This is a genomic window from Kribbella voronezhensis (genome assembly GCF_004365175.1).
Lineage (GTDB): Bacteria > Actinomycetota > Actinomycetes > Propionibacteriales > Kribbellaceae > Kribbella > Kribbella voronezhensis.
In genome coordinates this window covers 1,126,511-1,142,799 of record NZ_SOCE01000001.1, presented here as the reverse complement: position 1 = coordinate 1,142,799, position 16,289 = coordinate 1,126,511, and the positions used below count along the sequence as shown (strand labels likewise).

The following is a 16,289-nucleotide window of genomic DNA, read 5'->3' as shown; positions in this document are numbered from 1 at the left end:
ATGCGCAGTCACAAGGGCCGGCAGTCGCGTGCGGCGGAGGTCTCGCCGGGCCTGCGCATTGATGGCGACGGACCGCTCGCACAGCTGCAGCGAACGGCCGGTAACGCGGCCGTCTGCCAGCTGATGTCGAGCCTGCACGAACGGACTCCACCCGGGTCGCCCGAGGTTCTCGTCGTACGGGCTGGAACGACTGCCGCCCAGGCTCCGCCCGGTGGTATGGATGCGATCCAGGCCAACGAGGCGAGTTCGGCGCTCGGGGCCGCGGCCGGGTGGACCGGGATCAAGATGGCCGGTGCCTTCGTTTCGCCGAACTTCACCACCACCTGGATCCACCCGCCGAAGCCGGGCGGCGACCACTTCGTCACCGTCGACCCACCGGTCGCGTCGCCCGACGCCGTCCACGACTCGTTCTACCCGGCCGCCGGCGACCACAAATGGGGAACCCGTACGGCGCCCGGTCCTGGCAAGAAAACTTATGAGGCCTGGCACCGCGTCACCGACGCGATGTCGGCGACGATTCGCGAGGGCGAGCAGGAGCATCTCGACGATGCCAGGCGGGCCTACGACCTCACCTACGGCCTGATCACCACCACGATCGCCGGCATGGCCGGCCAGAAGTTCGGCCCCGCCAAGTCCCCGACCGAAGCCGAGCAGTTGGCGACCGACGCGTTCGACGCGAAGCTCCCCGCCGCCCTCTCGGTGAAGAAACCCGCGTACCGCGCGGCCTGGCTGCAGATGCTCGAGACCCTCCTGAAACAGTCCAAGCTCCGCGACCTCCGAGGCTGGCACGACCTCCAACACGCCAAGCCCCTGACCAAAGGCGACCGCTACATCTACCCCCTCGAACCCACCAACACCACCAACATCCGCAAACCAGGCGACAAGAGCGTCGAGGTAGTCAACTACCCAGACGCAACCCCGTAGCGGAAGCGTGCAGGACCACCGCCGACCGGGTGACTGGATGGCGGACATGTCGGAACTGCAGGCAGCGATCCAATGCGTGCGCGAAGCTATCTCGCAGGTGGCGAGAACCGGCGGGCAAGTTCTGCGGAGCGGTCACATTCGCGCCTCGTGTCGTCGAGCTGATGGGTTGTCTTGCGAAGCTCGCCTGGGCATCCACCGCAACCACCGGTTGAGCGGCGACGGAGGAGCCGCGTTGTGGGGTGGGTGGGAGCGAGCCTCGAGTGAACGACGGAGGAGTGAGCGGGGGGCCGGCGTGGGGGCGTCCGTAGGATGGGTGGGTGCCGTCGATATTGCCTGAGGGGGAGGTTGCGCCTGCGGATGGGGCGTTGCCGGAGCGCGCGGTTCGGGAGGCGGGGGCAAGGCCGTTCGGGTTTTATCTGCATGTGCCGTTCTGTGCGGCTCGTTGTGGGTATTGCGACTTCAACACCTATACCGCCAAGGAGTTGGGTGGCGGCGGGTCTCAGGCGTCGTACGCGCAGACCGCCGTCGAGGAAGTGCGGCTGGCCAGGCGGGTGCTGGGGGAGCTGGATCGGCCGGTCGAGACGGTGTTCTTCGGTGGGGGTACGCCGACGCTGCTGCCGGCCGAGGATCTCGGGTTGATGCTGGCCGCAGTACGGGATGAGTTCGGGCTGGCACCGGGTGCCGAGGTGACCACGGAGGCGAACCCGGAGTCCGTGGATCCGCGGTATCTGGAGGAGCTGCTCGAAGCCGGCTTCACGCGCGTCTCGTTCGGGATGCAGAGTGCGAGTCCGCACGTGCTGCAGATTCTGGATCGCACACACACGCCCGGGCGCGCTCTGCAGGCGGTGAAGGAAGCGACGGCCGCCGGCTTCGAGCACGTGAATCTGGACCTCATCTACGGCACCCCGGGGGAGTCGCTCGAGGATTGGCGGACTTCGCTGGAGTCCGCGCTCTCCGCCGATCCCGACCACGTGAGCGCCTACGCGCTGATCGTCGAGGACGGCACGCAGTTGGCCCGTCGGGTACGCCGTGGCGAGTTGCCGATGCCGGACGACGACGACCTGGCCGACAAATACGTGCTCGCCGACGACCTGCTGACCAGCGCGGGACTCGGCTGGTACGAGGTGTCCAACTGGGCCCGTACGACGGACGCTCGGTGCCGCCACAACGAGCTGTACTGGCGAGGCGACACCTGGTGGGGCATCGGGCCGGGCGCGCACAGCCACGTCGGCGGGGTGCGCTGGTGGAACGTGAAGCACCCGACGGCGTACGCCGACCGGATCGCCTCGGGCGCGAGTCCGGCGTACGCGCGGGAAGTGCTCGACGACGAGACGCGTCGGGTCGAGCGGGTGCTGCTGGAGATCAGGCTGCGGGCCGGCCTGCCTCTCGACGTACTGGACGAGGGTGGTCGTGCGGCCGTCGCGGACGCGGTCGGTGACGGCTTGCTGATCGAGGCCGAAGGACGCCTCGTGCTCACTCGCCGTGGTCGGCTGCTGGCCGACGCGGTCGTCCGCGAACTGCTGCCGTGACCAAATAGTTGCTTGTGCCAACACAGCTGTTTGCCAGGAATTTACGCTGTCAGTCACCGGTGTGGTTCGCACAGTGACTATTTGGTCTGCTATGTACTGACCAACGCGGCGTGGTGTCTCAGAGTAACGATGTGGTGCTTGACACACTCAGTTGAAACGCTCGAAACTCAGGTCGGTTTACCAACCGAGAGCGCTCTCAACCCGTCCAGTAACAGGGAGCATTCAATGCGGCCCAGTGCCGGCTATCGCACCGCAGTTGCCCTCCTAGCCTGCAGCCTCACCTTGCTGGTTTCGGCCTGCGGTGGCAACGACCCGTCCTCCGCCTCGTCGGACTCCAAAGACGACGACGGTCAGAAGCTGGAACTGACCATCGCGACCTTCAACGAGTTCGGCTACAGCGACCTGTACCGCGAGTACGAGGCGGCGCACCCGAACATCAAGATCACCGAACGGCGCGCCCCGACCGTCGACGTGCACATCAAGCACCTCGACGACAACCTCGCGGCCGGGTCCGGGATGGCCGACATCGAGGCGATGGAGGTCAGCTGGATCTACAAGTACCTGGCCAAGGCCGACAAGTTCGTCGACCTGCGCCAGTACGGCGCCGACGACCTGAAGTCGCGCTGGCTGGACTGGAAGACGGCCGGCGCGACCACCGGCGACGGCCGGATCATCGGGTACGGCACGGACATCGGGCCGATGGCGATGTGCTACCGCAAGGACCTGTTCGCCAAGGCCGGCCTGCCGACGGACCGCACCGAGGTCGCCAAGCTGTTCCCGGACTGGGCGTCGTACTTCTCCTACGGCCGCAAGTTCAAGGCGAAAGTGCCGAACTCCGCCTGGTACGACTCCGCGACGGTGACCTGGGACGCGATGCGCAACCAGTTGATCCAGGCCTACTACTCCAACCAGGACCGCTACCTGGGCGCCGAGAACGACCTGCTGAAGAAGACCTGGAACCAGGTCGTCGCCGGCACCGAGCAGGGCCTGTCGGCGAAGCTGCCGGCCTGGACCGACGCGTGGAACAAGAGTTTCCGCTCCGATGCGTTCGCGACCATCGCCTGCCCGGGCTGGCTGCTCGGCGTCATCCAGGACAACGCGGGAAGCTTCGGCAAGGGCAAGTGGGACGTCGCCGACGTGTTCCCCGGCGGCGGCGGCAACTGGGGCGGGTCCTACCTGACCGTGCCGACCCAGTCGGCCAATCCCGAGGAAGCCGCCAAACTGGCCGCCTGGCTGACCGCGCCGGAGCAGCAGATCAAGGTGTTCAAGAAGGTCGGGTCGTTCCCGTCGACCACCGATGCCTACGACTCCCCGCAGGTGAAGTCGCAGATCAACCCGTACTTCAACAACGCACCGGTCGGCAAGATCTTCATCAACCGGGCCCAGAACGTGATCCTCAAACAACACAAGGGCCCCCGCGACGGCGAGATCAACCAGGTCTTCTCCGAAGCGCTGAACCGGATCGAGACGGGCAAGCAGTCCCCGGCGGCGGCCTGGAAACAAGCACTCCGGGACAGCGACAAGGCGGCGAACGTCCGGAAAACCAGCTGACTGACGACCGGACGTACTACGGTGTGAACGTTCAGCACCAGTCGGGGAGGTCCGTTGTCGAAGCCGTCGTCCAGGCAGAGCTACGACTCGCTGTCCCCGACCCTGGAACAGGTGGCCGCGCTGGCCGGTGTTTCGCGGGCGACGGTGTCGCGGGTGGTGAACGGATCGCCGAAGGTGCTGCCGGACACGGTGGCCGCGGTCGAGCGCGCGATCGTCGAGCTCGGCTACGTGCCGAACCGGGCTGCCCGAGCGCTGGTGACCCGTCGTACTGACTCGGTCGCGCTGGTGGTGCCGGAGCCGGACAGCCGGGTGTTCTCCGACCCGTTCTTCGCCGGGATCCTGCGCGGCGTGAGCTCCGCGCTGGCGCCGACGTCGTCGCAGTTGGTGCTGCTGATCGAGCCGTCCGCGGGAGACGACCAGCGGCTGTTGCGGTACCTGCGCGGCGGCCACGTGGACGGCGCGATCATCGTCAGCCACCACGGCCGCGACAACGTGCTGCAGGAGCTGGCCCAGTTGCCGTTGCCGATCGTGTTCAGCGCCCGCCCACTCGGGGTGGAGAAGCCGGTCGCGAGCGTCGACGTGGACAACGTGGCCGGCGCGCGGACGGCAGTGGAGTATCTGCTGTCGAAGGGGCGTCGCAAACTCGGCACGGTCGCTGGGCCGTTGGACATGACGGCTGGGATAGACCGACTGACCGGGTACCAGCAGGTGATGGCCGAGCAGGGCATCCCCGAAGCGGTCGCGTACGGCGATTTCACGGCCGACGGCGGTGAGCAGGCGGCGCTGAAGCTCTTCGACGAGCATCCCGATCTCGACGGGCTGTTCGTCGCCAACGACTTGATGGCCACGGCGGCGCTGCGGGTGATCTCGCAACTCGGCCGGCGGGTGCCGGAGGACGTGGCGGTGGTCGGCTTCGACGACTCGGTCGTCGCGACCACGACGACGCCGAAACTGACGACGGTGCGGCAACCCGTCGTACAGCTAGGTACCAGGCTGGCGGAGATTCTGCTGGCCAAGATCGCCGGTGCCGATCTGACCGGCCCGGAGATCTTCAGTACCGAACTGATCATCCGCGGCTCGGCGTAGGGGCTACGGCGGATCGTTCTGGAACTGGAACTGCACCCGGATCGAGCCGTCCAGCGGTACGACGAACGTGGTGTCCGACGCACTCCACTTCTGCGGCACGAGGAACAGCCGATTCTCCCCGACCACGAGCAACCGGAGCCCGCGGTACCGGAAGTTGAAGGTCTGACCCGCGCCAGGTCGCAGTACGGTCTCCTCGATTCCCGGGGATCGGAGTTGAAGGCGTTCCTTGGTGTCGAGGATGACCACCGGGAACTGTCCGAGGTGCTCGGCGTCGGACTTGGCCAGCGCACGCCCGGAGTACTGCGCCGTTGTCGCCGTTGCCCAGAAGGCGCAGGTGATGGTGACCACGGCGAGCAGACCGAGCAGCACGTGCTGATTGCCGAGCTCTGGCCGGGCTTTGGTCGTCAGGAAGGAGACATAGCCGAGGGCTGCTGCGGCCAGGCCGATCACCACCGGCACCACCAACGCGTAGTACGCGATGTCGCCGATGAGCGGGTGCGCAAGCAGGCCGGCGATGCCGACGACAAGTACTGCGGTCGCCACGATTCGCGCGTGGCGAAGGGGGCCGACCGCCAAGTGGGCGCGGATGACGTTGTGCAGTAGGAGAGCGGCGACTGCCAGCAAAGCGAAGGCGAGCAGCGGGACCAGCAGCGGTTGTGGGCTGCGCATCACGTAGTCCTGCGTGCTCAGGCCGACGGTGTCGACATCGATCCCGAAGTACTCGTACTGCGCTCGCGCGGACACGTAGCCGAAGTAGAACAACAGGCCGCTGATCAGCGTCACCGGTGCGACGATGCCGGCGGCGAAGCTGACCCAGCGCTCGGCCTGGGACCGTTCGCCGGCCATCAGCCGCTCGGGGATGCGGAGGGCAGGTCGCCTGGAGTGAACCCGATCTGGCTGCCGGGCTGATCACCGGCGAGGCTCCGGCAGTCCGCCTCGGTGGTGCAGGTGGCATGGATCGGCATGATCAGTGCGATGTCTTCGGTGCCGGCGGCGACCTGGCGAGCGCCGACGAAGCAGGGCTGGAAGTTGCTGCGGACCCACTGGACGTCGGGACACGGCCGTGCGTCGGCCGGGCAGCCTCGCTGGTCCAGTTCGAAGACACCGCCGGGCTCGACGTGCGGAGGGCCGGTGACGATGGTGGTGCCGGCCGGGATCGGGCTCCGGCCGAGCCAGTTGACCTCGGCGCAGCGGAAGATGCCGTTCTCCTGGACGTTGCCACCGATCGGCGCCGAGGCCAGGTCGAGGGACGGCCGGGGTTGGACCGGCTGGGTCGACTCGGGCTCGGTCGGTTCGAACGACGGCTCGGCGATCGTGTCGGCCGGCGTCGATTCGGCCGGCGGTTGCGGGCCGCCGCCGCAACCGGCGAGCAGCAGCAACAGTCCGGTGGCCAGCGCCTTCCGCCCTGAAAACATCTCGCCCACCCCCGAACTCAGGATGACTCTGAGTGCAGCCGGCCACAACAGTTCGAGCGCTCTTCGCTCACTCTCTGCTGCGAAAGCTGTCTCCCCGGGTCACCTCCGTGATATCTGTTGGGGCAAGGCCGTGAGGGGGGACCGAGCCAAATGTCCGACCATGAGATCCGGATCGCGCTGGTGTTGAACGGCGGGGTCAGTCTGGCCGTCTGGATGGGCGGCGTCACGCACGAGCTGGACCTGATCAGACGGGCCTCCGGTGGCGCCGGGATGCCGGCCGCACAGCCGTACGACGAGGTGCTCGCGGCGCGCTGGAAGGAGCTGTGCCACCGCGGTGGGGAGCAACGCCGGATCGTCGTCGACGTGATCGCGGGGACCAGCGCCGGCGGTCTGAACGGGTCACTCCTCGCAACCGCGATCTCGCACGGGTCGACCCTCGATCCCGACGGTGATGACGGACCGTGGCTGCGGCAGCGCTGGGTCGGCCTCGGCTCGCTCGAGGTCGGCAAGCTGGTGCCCGCGGCAGGGAAGCCGTCGACGTCGGTGCTGGACGGCGACTACTTCCTGAAGGAGCTGAACCGGCTGCTCGAAGGTGTCGCCGACGCGGGCAAGGCCTCGGCCGCCGAGCCGGTGACCTTGTTCGTGACCGCTTCGGGGCTGGGGATCCAGCAGTTCGAGGCGAAGGACGCGGCCGGCCAGCGATTCGTCGTACCGGATCATCGGTACCTGTATCGCTTCACCAGCGAGCGGGCCGCGACGTACGACGGGACGAACCGCTCGTTCTCGGTCAAGGAGAACAACGGGCTCAAGGACACCAAGTTGCTGGCCCGGGCCGCTCGTGCGTCGGCGTCCTTCCCGGCGGCTTTCGGGCCGGTGCTGGAGACGCCGAAGATGGGCGCCGCGCCGCCTCGGCTGCAGCCGGGTCCGTACCAGGAGTCCGGCGCGTGGCTGGTCGACGGTGGCGTTCTCGACAACGCGCCGTTCGCCCCGGTGCTGGATGTGGTTGCCCGTCGACCGGTGTCCGGGCGCGCGACGCGGTACGTGCTGTACGTCGTACCGTCGGCGGGCGTCGGATCCGCCGAGACGCGGGTCGTGGATGCGAACCAGCCCAAGTGGTCGGTGGCGGCGCTGTCGGCGGTGCAGTTCCCGCGGGAAGTGGACTTCCGGTCGGACGTGGAAGAGCTCGAGCGGCTGTTGCTGGAGGCGGACGCGTCCTGGTCCGATTCGCAGCGGCTCTTTGATCGTTGCGTCGGGCAACCAACTGAGCGGGCCCGGTTGCAGGAGGCGGCGCGGCTGCTGCTGCCGGCGTACTCGCGTGGCCGTGCCGCCGGTGGTGTCTGGGAGGCGGTGACGATCGCGACTCATGACCAGTCGACCGTGCTCGACGCGGCGACCGCGTTGTCGGAGGCGCAGATCGACGACATCCTCGCCACCAAGCACCCCTGGGTGCCGGGACCGGACGGGTCGACGGCGCCGTTGCGCCTCGAGGCCGGGAACCCCTGCTGGGACTGGGGAACAGGCGCCGCGGAGCGCGTAGTACGACTCGTACTGCGGTCGCTGCGGCTCCAGATCGACTCCGCGGCCAAGGTGGACCGGCCGGATCTCGAGCGCCGGTTGAGGGCGACCAGTGACAGCTTGCAGCGCGTGCTGGCCGTGCGGGACAAGTTGTCGGCCGAGCTGGCGAAGGCGGATCTCGATCTGCAGCCCGCCGGGGGAGCGGAGGCGGTCGCGGTCGGGCTGACCGACATCTTCGAGCTGCTGCAGGTGCAGCGCGCGCTCGGCGACGAGTTCGCCGCGCTGATCCAGGTCGTCGGGACGGAGGTCGTGGAGACCGCGCTCGAGGTGGAGATCGTGTCGCGGTGTACTTCGGCGCGGACTCCGCAGCAACGCAGCGCGCCGTTCCAGTTCCTGCGACTCGGGCCGGACATCCCGCTGACGTTGCTGGACGAGTTGCCGGAGGGATCGATCGCGAACGACCTGAAGGACAGGATCCTGTACGGCACGCAGGTCGGGCACTTCGGTGCTTTCGGAGCGGCCGACTGGCGGCGCTGGGACTGGCTGATGGGACGGCTGCACTGCGTCGCGCATCTCGGCGCGATGCTCGGCGCGGACCCGGACTGGATCCGCGAGACGCAGCGGCAGGTGCTCGAGGCCGAGGACTGGAAGATCGACAAGGTGTCCGAGCGGATCCAGCGACTGGCCAAGGACTTCCCGGTCAACGCAGGGCTCGGCGCGCTGACCACGATGCGGAACGAGCTCAACACCACCCGGGAAGGGATCGCCACCACCAAAGGGCTTGCCGACCGGATGGTCGCGGTGTCGGGCGGGCTCAACCCGCAGTTCGGCAGCTGGGTGAAGGCTGTTGCCGGACGCAAGCATCAGCCCGGCTCCTGGTTGCTGCTGTGCGCGCGCTGGTTCGCCGAGCCGGCTCGGCAGAGCGCCTGGCAGCGGTTGGTGAAGAGCGCGGATCTGACGCCCGCGCGGCGGCCGCTGATCTTCCAGCAGTGGTTGCCGGCCGCCTTGCTGGGAGCCGTCGTGCTGCTGCTCGTCGTCGCAGGGGTGGTCGACGTGGCTGCGATCCGGATCATCGCGGCGCTACTGGCCGGAGTAGTGCTGGCCGCTGGTGCGTTGGTGGCCGCCGGCTCGTGGTACATCCGGCGGCAACGCAAGCGGGTCCGGCAATGGATCGAGAAGCGGATGCCGCCGATCAGTCCTGAGTCACGAAGTCGATGAGTTCCTCGACCCGGCCGAGCAGGTCGGGCTCGAGGTCGGCGTAGCTCTTCACCTTCGACAAGATGTGCTTCCAGGCCGCCGCCACGTCGGCCTGGTCGGTCGCGGGCCAGCCGAACGTCTCCAGGACGCCGTGCTTCCAATCGGTGCCGTGCGGGATCTTCGGCCAGGCGGCGATGCCGAGCGAGGACGGCTTGACCGCTTCCCAGATGTCGATGAACGGGTGGCCGACGACCAGCACGTGCCGGTTCGTCACCTGCGCGGCGAGCTTCGACTCCTTGGACCCGTCGACCAGGTGATCGACCAGGACGCCGAGGCGCCGGCCGGGGCCGGGCTGGAACCGGTTCACGATCGCCGGGAGGTCGTCGATCCCTTCCATGTACTCGATGACGACGCCCTCGATCCGCAGGTCGTCACCCCAGACGCGCTCCACCAACTCGGCGTCGTGGCGCCCCTCGACATAGATCCGGCTGGCTCTGGCGACCTTCGCCCTGACATTGCTGACGGCCACCGAGCCGGACGCCGTACGGGTCTTCTTCGCCGGTCCGGGGCGCTTCGGTGGTTGCAGGCTGACCGGCTTGCCGTCGACCCAGAAGCCAGGTCCCATCGGGTAGGTCTTGATCCGCCCATGCCGGTCCTCGAGATCGACCACCCCGTGCTCCCAGCGCACGACGGCTCCCACGAACCCCGACGAAGGCTCCTCGACCACCATCCCCTTGGCGACCTCGACCTCAACCGTCCGCCCATTCTTCGGCTTCCGCCAGTCCCCGGCCAGCACGTCATTCCCATACCGATCAGCCATCCCCCAACCGTATGCCGACCCACCCTCCTTCCAGGTCAACCACACGCCCTCCGCTCAGGAGCCGTCGCGGAGGTCTGCCAGTCGATGGCCGGTGAATCGGATCTCGTCGAAGCTCACGGTGCAGCCGTCACCGGTGGGCGACTGGGCCTCGAAGCCGATCTGGTGATCGGATACCGAGCCGTCGAGCCTGAAGACGCGGATCAGCTGCCAGGTCGTGGCGTCGGTGGACGCGTGGAACGCGTAGATGCCGTCGATGCGCGAGACGCGAAGCCGAACCGATCGCTCGGGGACCGTGAACGCGTTGGCGTCATCGGAGTGCTCTCGGGTGACTACGGAGACCACCATGGGCTCGCCCGCAGGCGAGTACTCGAAGCAGAATTTCGCCCAGTGCTCCTGGTCCAGCCAGATGAACAGCACGCCGGCGTCGTACTGCGCCTGGAAGTCGACGCCGACTCGAGCGCTGAACTGGAAGTCCCCGGCCGGCGGTGTGCCGAGCAGGGTCGCCGCGTTGAGAATCGACTCCGCATCGGTCGAGTCCGGACCGGCGGGGTTGATGTAGAAGTCCGTGTGAGCCGGCGCATCGGCGAGCACCGGCCCGTCCGGTTCGTCCCGCCGCCACACACCCGCGGGCGAGGGCGTGATCGAAAACGGCAGTTCTGGCACATCGAGCATGGCTGGCGTCCTTCGGTAGCTGTTGTCCGCGACACAAGACCAGACACCACCTGCCGGGTCAAGCCGCGTCAAGCGAACCGCGAGTCGCTGACGAGCAGCGTGACAGGTACCGCGAAGCGGGCGTCGTACGAGGGGTCAAGGGGTTGCCGCGTGGGCGGCGGTGGGGGCTCGGTGGGGGGAGGTGATGGTGAGGGCCACGTAGGCGATGAAGCCGGCGAGGAGGCCTACGACCCAGGAGTAGTCGTAGAGGGGTTTGAGGAAGGGGATCAGGCCGTCGGCTGGGAAGGGGCCGGCGCCGGGGTTGGAGTAGGCGCCTCCTACTGCCAGGACGGAGCCGATCAGGGTGGCGACGACGGCTCGCCAGTTCCAGCCGGCGGCGTACCAGTAGCGGCCGCGGGGGAGGTAGAGGTCGGCCAGGTACAGGTTGGTGCGGTCGATGAACCAGTAGCCGGCGATCAGGACGCCGGCGACCGAGGCGAGCAGGCCGCCGTAGAAGGAGAGCCAGACGAAGATGTAGATCGACGGGTCGGAGATCAGTCGCCAGGGCTGGATCAGGATGCCGATCACGCCCGTGGTCAACCCCGCGGTACGGAAGTTCAGCAGCTTCGGTACGGCGTTGGCGAAGTCGTACGACGGGCTGACGACGTTCGCCGCCACGTTGCAGGACATGGTGGCCAGGATCGCCATGATCAGCCCGATGGTGACCACGACCGGGTTCTCGAAGCGGCGGGTGAGTTCGACCGGGTCCCAGATCGCCGAGCCGTAGACGATCACCGTGCCCGAGGTGGTGATGATCGAGACCAGCGCGATGAACGACATCGTGGTCGGCAGGCCGATGATCTGCCCGACCACCTGGGCACGCTGGCCTTTACCGAACCGGGTGAAGTCGGGCATGTTCAGCGACAGCGTCGCCCAGAACGCGATCATGCCCATCAGCGACGGCGCGAAGATCTTCCAGAAGTCGGCGTCCCAGCCGAGTTTCGACGGCTGCGACAGGATCGGGCCGAAGCCGCCGGCCTTGACCAGGATCGCGATCATCAAGGCCAGGAACGCCACGGTGACCAGCGGGGCGGCCCAGTTCTCGAACCGGCGCAGCCCTTCGATCCCGCGCCAGATCAGCACCATCTGCAGCGCCCAGAAGAACGCGAAGCTCAGCCACATCGTCCACGGATGACCACCGATCGCGCCGGCGCCGGTCCACGAGGAGCCGGCGAGTTCGCCGACGATCACGAAGATCGCCTGGCCGCCGATCCAGGTCTGGATGCCGAACCAGCCGCACGCGATGAACGCGCGCAGCAGCGCCGGGAAGTTCGCGCCGCGCACCCCGTAGAAGGCGCGCGCGAAGACCGGGAACGGGATCCCGTACTTCGTCCCCGCGTGGCTGTTCAGCAGCAGCGGGATCAACACGATCAGGTTCCCCAGCGTGATCGTGAGGAACGCCTGCAACCAGTTCATCCCGAGCGCGACCAGCCCGGCGGCGAGCAGGTAGCTGGGGATGTTGTGCGCCATCCCCATCCACAGCGCCGCATAGTTGTACGTCGTCCAGCGCCGCTCCGGCAGCCGCGTCGGGGCCAGCTCGGCGTTGCCGTACGGACTGGCTGCGATCGCCTCCGGATCGGTCAGCTCGACCCGTCCGTCCGGGTGATAGGTCTGCTCGGTGCTGGCCATCTGTCCCACCTCATCCGGTCGGTGCGGTAACCGCTTTCGCAACAACGTGCGGGATCAGGCAGCACCGTGTCAACGGATAACCCCACAGTGCGACGACCGAGGAGAACTCAGCTGTTGCCGAGGATGGGGAGCGTCGGGCGGCGGGGCGTCCCGAGCACCGCGTACCCACGGCGTACGGCGTGTTCGAGGTGCGCCACCGGCCACGGCCAGTCGTCGGTGTGGGCCAGCGCGGCTTCGAGCGACGTGCCGGCGTGGTGCAGCCCGGAGATCGTGTTGGCGACCGTGCCGAGATCGCCGGCCTGGTCGCGGACGAACTCGGCGTCCACCACGGCGCCGTGGCCCGGAACGACCTTGGCCGTCGCCGACAGCAGCCCGATCACCCGGTCGACGGTGTCGGCCCATTCGAGCGGGTACGAGTCGTCCCCGTACGACGGCGGCGCCGACTCCTCGATCAGATCGCCGGCGAAGAACACGTCCACGTCCGGTACGACGACCACCACGTCGCCGTCGGTGTGGCCGTTGCCGAGGTGCAGCAGTTCCACCCGCCGGTCGCCGAGGTCGATCACCTTGGCGACCGCGAAACTGTTGTCGACGGCAACCATCTCGGTGTTCTTGGCATCCGCGGCCAGCGCCGCCGCCGCGTTCTCCTGCGCGAAGCTGACAGCCCCGGCTCCGGCGAAGACGCCGTTGCCGAACGTGTGGTCGAAGTGCGCGTGAGTGTTGACGACCCAGCGCACCGGTACGTCGGTGATCGACCGGATCTCGTCGAGCAACTCCCGAGCCTGTACGGCGTCCGCCCGGGTGTCGATCACCACGGCGCCCTCGCTGCCGGCCACCAGGCCGACGTTGAGGTCCCACTCGCGATACCGGCGGACCCAGCATCGATCACCCAGCTCGGTCCATGCGCTCATACCGCGACCTTAACCGGGCGAGCTCGCGCGGCGGACGGACGGCCCGGATGGGAAGCCTTATCCAAGCCGCGAGATACGGAGTTGAAGGGCCGGGACGCGCCGCTTAAGGTCGCAGAGCGGTAACGAACTCATCCGATCTCTGACTCAGCCGATCAACGGGCATTCTGAAGGGCGGACGGCGTGACGACACGACGGGCACTGGTGACCAGAGGCGGCTGGGAAGGCCATCTCCCGGTCGAGGCGACCGAGCTTTTCATCCCGTTCCTGCGGGACAACGACTTCGAGGTGGAGGTGTCGGACAACCTCGACAGCTACCTCGACCTGGACGGCACCGACCTGGTGCTGCAGTGCATCACCATGAGCGAGATCACCGCCGAGCAGGTCAAAGGCCTGGAGGCGGCCGTGCGGGCCGGCACCGGGCTGGCCGGCTGGCACGGCGGCATCGTCGACTCGTTCCGCAACAACGCCGACTACAGCTTCATGACCGGCGGCCAGTTCGTCTCGCACCCGGACGGCTTCGTCGACCACCGGATCGAGGTGGTCTCCGACGACCCGATCGTCGCGGACATCACGCACTTCGACCTGCACACCGAGCAGTACTACGTGCACGCCGACCCGACCAACAACGTGCTCGCGACCACCACCTTCGGCGCCCACCCGGACTATCCGTGGATCGAGGGCGCGACGATGCCGGCCGTCTGGACCCGTACCTGGGGCGAAGGCCGCGTCTTCGTCTGTACGCCGGGGCACAGCCTCGCCGACCTGGACGTCCCCGAAGTGCGCACGATCATCGAGCGGGGGCTGCTGTGGGCGAGCAAGTGACCGGCGTCGGCATCGTCGGGACCGGTGTCATCAGCGGCACCTACCTCGACCACCTGGCCAGGCTGCCCGGTGTCGAGGTGGTGGCCGTCGCGGACCTCGACCTGTCCCGCGCCCAGGCGATCGCCGACCAGAACCCGGGCATCCGCGCGATGTCATCCGACGACTTGATGGCCGATCCGGCCGTCGACATCGTTCTCAACCTGACCATCCCGGCGGCCCACGCAGCGGTTCACCAGGCCGCGCTGCAGGCCGGGAAGCACACGTACGGCGAGAAGCCGCTCGCGGTCGACCGGGCCGAGGCCGAGCCGCTGCTGAAGCTCGCGGCCGCCAACAAGCTGCGCATCGGCTGCGCGCCCGACACCGTGCTCGGTACCGGCACCCAGACCGCCCGAGCGGTCCTGGATCGCGGCGACATCGGCGTACCGACCGCTGCCTCGGCGTACTTCGTCACGCCTGGGCACGAGCTGTGGCACCCGGCACCGGAGTTCTACTACCAGCCCGGTGGCGGTCCGCTGCTCGACATGGGTCCGTACTACATCACGAGCCTCGTCACTCTGCTCGGTCCCGTACGACGGGTCACCGGGCGAGCCGGGCGCTCACAGGCCGAGCGCAAGGTCCACACGGGTCCCCGCGCAGGCCAGACGTTCTCTGTCGACGTACCGACCCACGTGACCGGCGTACTGGAGCACGAGTCCGGTGCGCTCACCACTGTGCTGATGAGCTTCGACGTGTGGGCCGCGCGGCTCCCGCGGATCGAGGTGTACGGCACAGAGGGCAGCCTGTCCGTGCCGGACCCGAACAACTTCGACGGCAAGGTCGAGATCGCCACCGCGTCCGTGCGGGACTGGACCGAGGTCCCCGTAGCTGGTGGGTACGCCGGGACAGGACGCGGCGTCGGCCTGGCCGACATGGCGCGCGCTATCCGGACAGGCGAGCCGCACCGGGCCAACGGCACGCTGGCCTACCACGTGCTCGACGTGCTCGAGTCACTGCTCGAGGCGGCGGACCAGGACCAGCCGGTGGATGTGGCCAGCACGGTCGAGCGGCCGGCCGCCGTACCGTTGGGAGCGTCGCCAGAGAGCAGCTAGGACGGCACCCACGTAGACTGGCACTCGAAACTTGGGAGTGCCAAGCCAGAGAGGGTGGTGTGCGTGCTGGACGAACGCAAACTGGACGTGCTCCGGGCCATCGTCGAGGACTACGTGGCGACTCATGAGCCGGTCGGCTCGAAGACGCTGGTCGACCGGCACAACCTCGGCGTCTCCCCGGCGACGGTCCGCAACGACATGGCCGCGCTGGAGGAGGAGGGGTACATCACCCAGCCGCACACCAGCGCGGGCCGGATCCCGACCGACGCCGGCTACCGGTTGTTCGTGGACAAGCTGAGCACGGTGAAGGCCCTGTCGCCGGCCGAGAAGAGGGCGATCTCGTCCTTCCTGGTCGGCGCGGTCGACCTGGACGACGTCGTACGCCGTACGGTGCGCCTGCTCGCCCAGATCACCCGCCAGGTCGCGATCGTGCAGTACCCGACGCTCAGCCGGTCCAGCGTGCGCCACATCGAGGTCGTCACGATGACGCCGCGACGGCTGCTGCTCGTGCTGATCACCAGCACGGGCCGGGTCGAGCAGCGGATCGTCGAGGCGCCGGACGACGTCGACGAGCAACTGATCGTGGACCTGCGGTCCCGGCTGAACTCGGCGCTGACCGGCCAGCGGCTGGCCGACGCGGCGACCTCGCTGGAGAGCGTGACCGAGACCTTCGCACCGGCCGACCGGCCGTTGGTGACCGCCATCGTGACCAGCCTGCTGGAGACCTTCACGGTCGAGGGCGAGCAGCGGATCGCGGTCGGCGGCGCGGCCAACCTGACGCGGTACGGCGACGACTTCGAGCGCAACGTGAAACCGGTGCTGGAGGCGCTCGAGGAGCACGTGATCCTGCTCAAGCTGCTCGGCGAGGCGACCAACCCGCAGACCCTGACGGTCCGGATCGGCCACGAGAACCCGTACGAGGGGCTCGCGACCACGTCGGTCGTGGCGACCGGCTACGGCTCCAAGTCGGAGGCGCTGGCCACGCTCGGCATCGTTGGACCGACCCACATGGACTACCCGAGCACGATGGGCGCCGTCCGCGCCGTCGCGCGCTACGTCAGCCAGATCCTGGCCGACTCATGACTGAATCC

General features: G+C 68.1%; 14 protein-coding genes. 8 read left to right on the top strand and 6 right to left on the bottom strand.

The features are described from left to right. The 4 genes from EV138_RS04995 (at position 1) to EV138_RS04980 (ending at position 5,090) form a co-directional block, all read left to right on the top strand. Positions 1-924, top strand: coding sequence for a hypothetical protein (locus EV138_RS04995; protein WP_133977254.1), 924 nt, complete (start codon positions 1-3; stop codon positions 922-924). A gap of 317 nt (positions 925-1,241) precedes the next feature. Continuing rightward, positions 1,242-2,453 (top strand): radical SAM family heme chaperone HemW, encoded by a 1,212-nt coding sequence (gene hemW, locus EV138_RS04990; RefSeq protein ID WP_133977253.1) that lies wholly within the window; start codon positions 1,242-1,244, stop codon positions 2,451-2,453. Positions 2,454-2,678: 225 nt separating this feature from the next. Beyond that, on the top strand, positions 2,679-4,004 hold the full coding sequence (locus EV138_RS04985) for an ABC transporter substrate-binding protein (protein ID WP_133977252.1): 1,326 nt from the start codon (positions 2,679-2,681) through the stop codon (positions 4,002-4,004). Positions 4,005-4,058: 54 nt separating this feature from the next. Beyond that, complete coding sequence (locus EV138_RS04980; protein WP_133977251.1) at positions 4,059-5,090, top strand: LacI family DNA-binding transcriptional regulator; 1,032 nt, start codon at positions 4,059-4,061, stop codon at positions 5,088-5,090. Between the two features lie 3 nt (positions 5,091-5,093). Here EV138_RS04980 and EV138_RS04975 read toward each other — a convergent pair whose 3' ends face one another. Then, positions 5,094-5,936 (bottom strand): hypothetical protein, encoded by an 843-nt coding sequence (locus EV138_RS04975; protein WP_133977250.1) that lies wholly within the window; start codon positions 5,934-5,936, stop codon positions 5,094-5,096. Further along, a complete protein-coding gene (locus tag EV138_RS04970) occupies positions 5,936-6,505 on the bottom strand; it encodes a hypothetical protein (RefSeq protein WP_133977249.1) in 570 nt (189 codons plus the stop codon). Before EV138_RS04970 ends, EV138_RS04975 begins: the two co-directional genes overlap by 1 nt. Before the next feature lie 150 nt (positions 6,506-6,655). Here EV138_RS04970 and EV138_RS04965 point away from each other — a divergent pair, with 150 nt between their 5' ends. Beyond that, complete coding sequence (locus tag EV138_RS04965; RefSeq protein WP_133977248.1) at positions 6,656-9,238, top strand: DUF3376 domain-containing protein; 2,583 nt, start codon at positions 6,656-6,658, stop codon at positions 9,236-9,238. Here EV138_RS04965 and EV138_RS04960 read toward each other — a convergent pair. From EV138_RS04960 to EV138_RS04945, 4 genes are all read right to left on the bottom strand, one after another. Next, on the bottom strand, positions 9,213-10,037 hold the full coding sequence (locus EV138_RS04960) for a DUF3097 domain-containing protein (RefSeq protein ID WP_133977247.1): 825 nt from the start codon (positions 10,035-10,037) through the stop codon (positions 9,213-9,215). The genes EV138_RS04965 and EV138_RS04960 overlap by 26 nt on opposite strands. Positions 10,038-10,091: 54 nt before the next feature. Beyond that, entirely contained in the window at positions 10,092-10,709 is a 618-nt protein-coding gene (locus tag EV138_RS04955; RefSeq protein WP_133977246.1) for a DUF1349 domain-containing protein, read from the bottom strand. Between the two features lie 135 nt (positions 10,710-10,844). Next, positions 10,845-12,377: an NCS1 family nucleobase:cation symporter-1 gene (locus EV138_RS04950; RefSeq protein WP_133977245.1), complete on the bottom strand. Its 1,533-nt coding sequence runs from the start codon at positions 12,375-12,377 to the stop codon at positions 10,845-10,847. 107 nt (positions 12,378-12,484) lie between these two features. Beyond that, on the bottom strand, positions 12,485-13,288 hold the full coding sequence (locus EV138_RS04945; RefSeq protein ID WP_133977244.1) for an MBL fold metallo-hydrolase: 804 nt from the start codon (positions 13,286-13,288) through the stop codon (positions 12,485-12,487). 180 nt (positions 13,289-13,468) lie between these two features. Here EV138_RS04945 and EV138_RS04940 point away from each other — a divergent pair, with 180 nt between their 5' ends. The 3 genes from EV138_RS04940 to hrcA all read left to right on the top strand — a co-directional run bounded on the left by EV138_RS04940 (position 13,469) and on the right by hrcA (position 16,281). Beyond that, positions 13,469-14,110, top strand: a complete 642-nt coding sequence (locus EV138_RS04940) for a ThuA domain-containing protein (protein WP_238157964.1) — start codon at positions 13,469-13,471, stop codon at positions 14,108-14,110. Next, positions 14,095-15,198, top strand: coding sequence for a Gfo/Idh/MocA family protein (locus EV138_RS04935; RefSeq protein WP_133977243.1), 1,104 nt, complete (start codon positions 14,095-14,097; stop codon positions 15,196-15,198). The genes EV138_RS04940 and EV138_RS04935 overlap by 16 nt, the downstream gene beginning before the upstream one ends. 63 nt (positions 15,199-15,261) lie before the next feature. After that, positions 15,262-16,281, top strand: coding sequence for a heat-inducible transcriptional repressor HrcA (gene hrcA / locus EV138_RS04930; protein WP_133977242.1), 1,020 nt, complete (start codon positions 15,262-15,264; stop codon positions 16,279-16,281). Positions 16,282-16,289 lie beyond the last annotated feature (8 nt).

Coding starts and splice junctions, on each gene's coding strand:
- EV138_RS04995 (WP_133977254.1), top strand. CDS start 1: ATGCGCAGTCACAAGGGCCGGCAGTCGCGTGCGGCGGAGGTCTCGCCG.
- EV138_RS04985 (WP_133977252.1), top strand. CDS start 2,679: ATGCGGCCCAGTGCCGGCTATCGCACCGCAGTTGCCCTCCTAGCCTGC.
- EV138_RS04975 (WP_133977250.1), bottom strand. CDS start 5,936: ATGGCCGGCGAACGGTCCCAGGCCGAGCGCTGGGTCAGCTTCGCCGCC.
- EV138_RS04970 (WP_133977249.1), bottom strand. CDS start 6,505: ATGTTTTCAGGGCGGAAGGCGCTGGCCACCGGACTGTTGCTGCTGCTC.
- EV138_RS04965 (WP_133977248.1), top strand. CDS start 6,656: ATGTCCGACCATGAGATCCGGATCGCGCTGGTGTTGAACGGCGGGGTC.
- EV138_RS04960 (WP_133977247.1), bottom strand. CDS start 10,037: ATGGCTGATCGGTATGGGAATGACGTGCTGGCCGGGGACTGGCGGAAG.
- EV138_RS04955 (WP_133977246.1), bottom strand. CDS start 10,709: ATGCTCGATGTGCCAGAACTGCCGTTTTCGATCACGCCCTCGCCCGCG.
- EV138_RS04950 (WP_133977245.1), bottom strand. CDS start 12,377: ATGGCCAGCACCGAGCAGACCTATCACCCGGACGGACGGGTCGAGCTG.
- EV138_RS04945 (WP_133977244.1), bottom strand. CDS start 13,288: ATGAGCGCATGGACCGAGCTGGGTGATCGATGCTGGGTCCGCCGGTAT.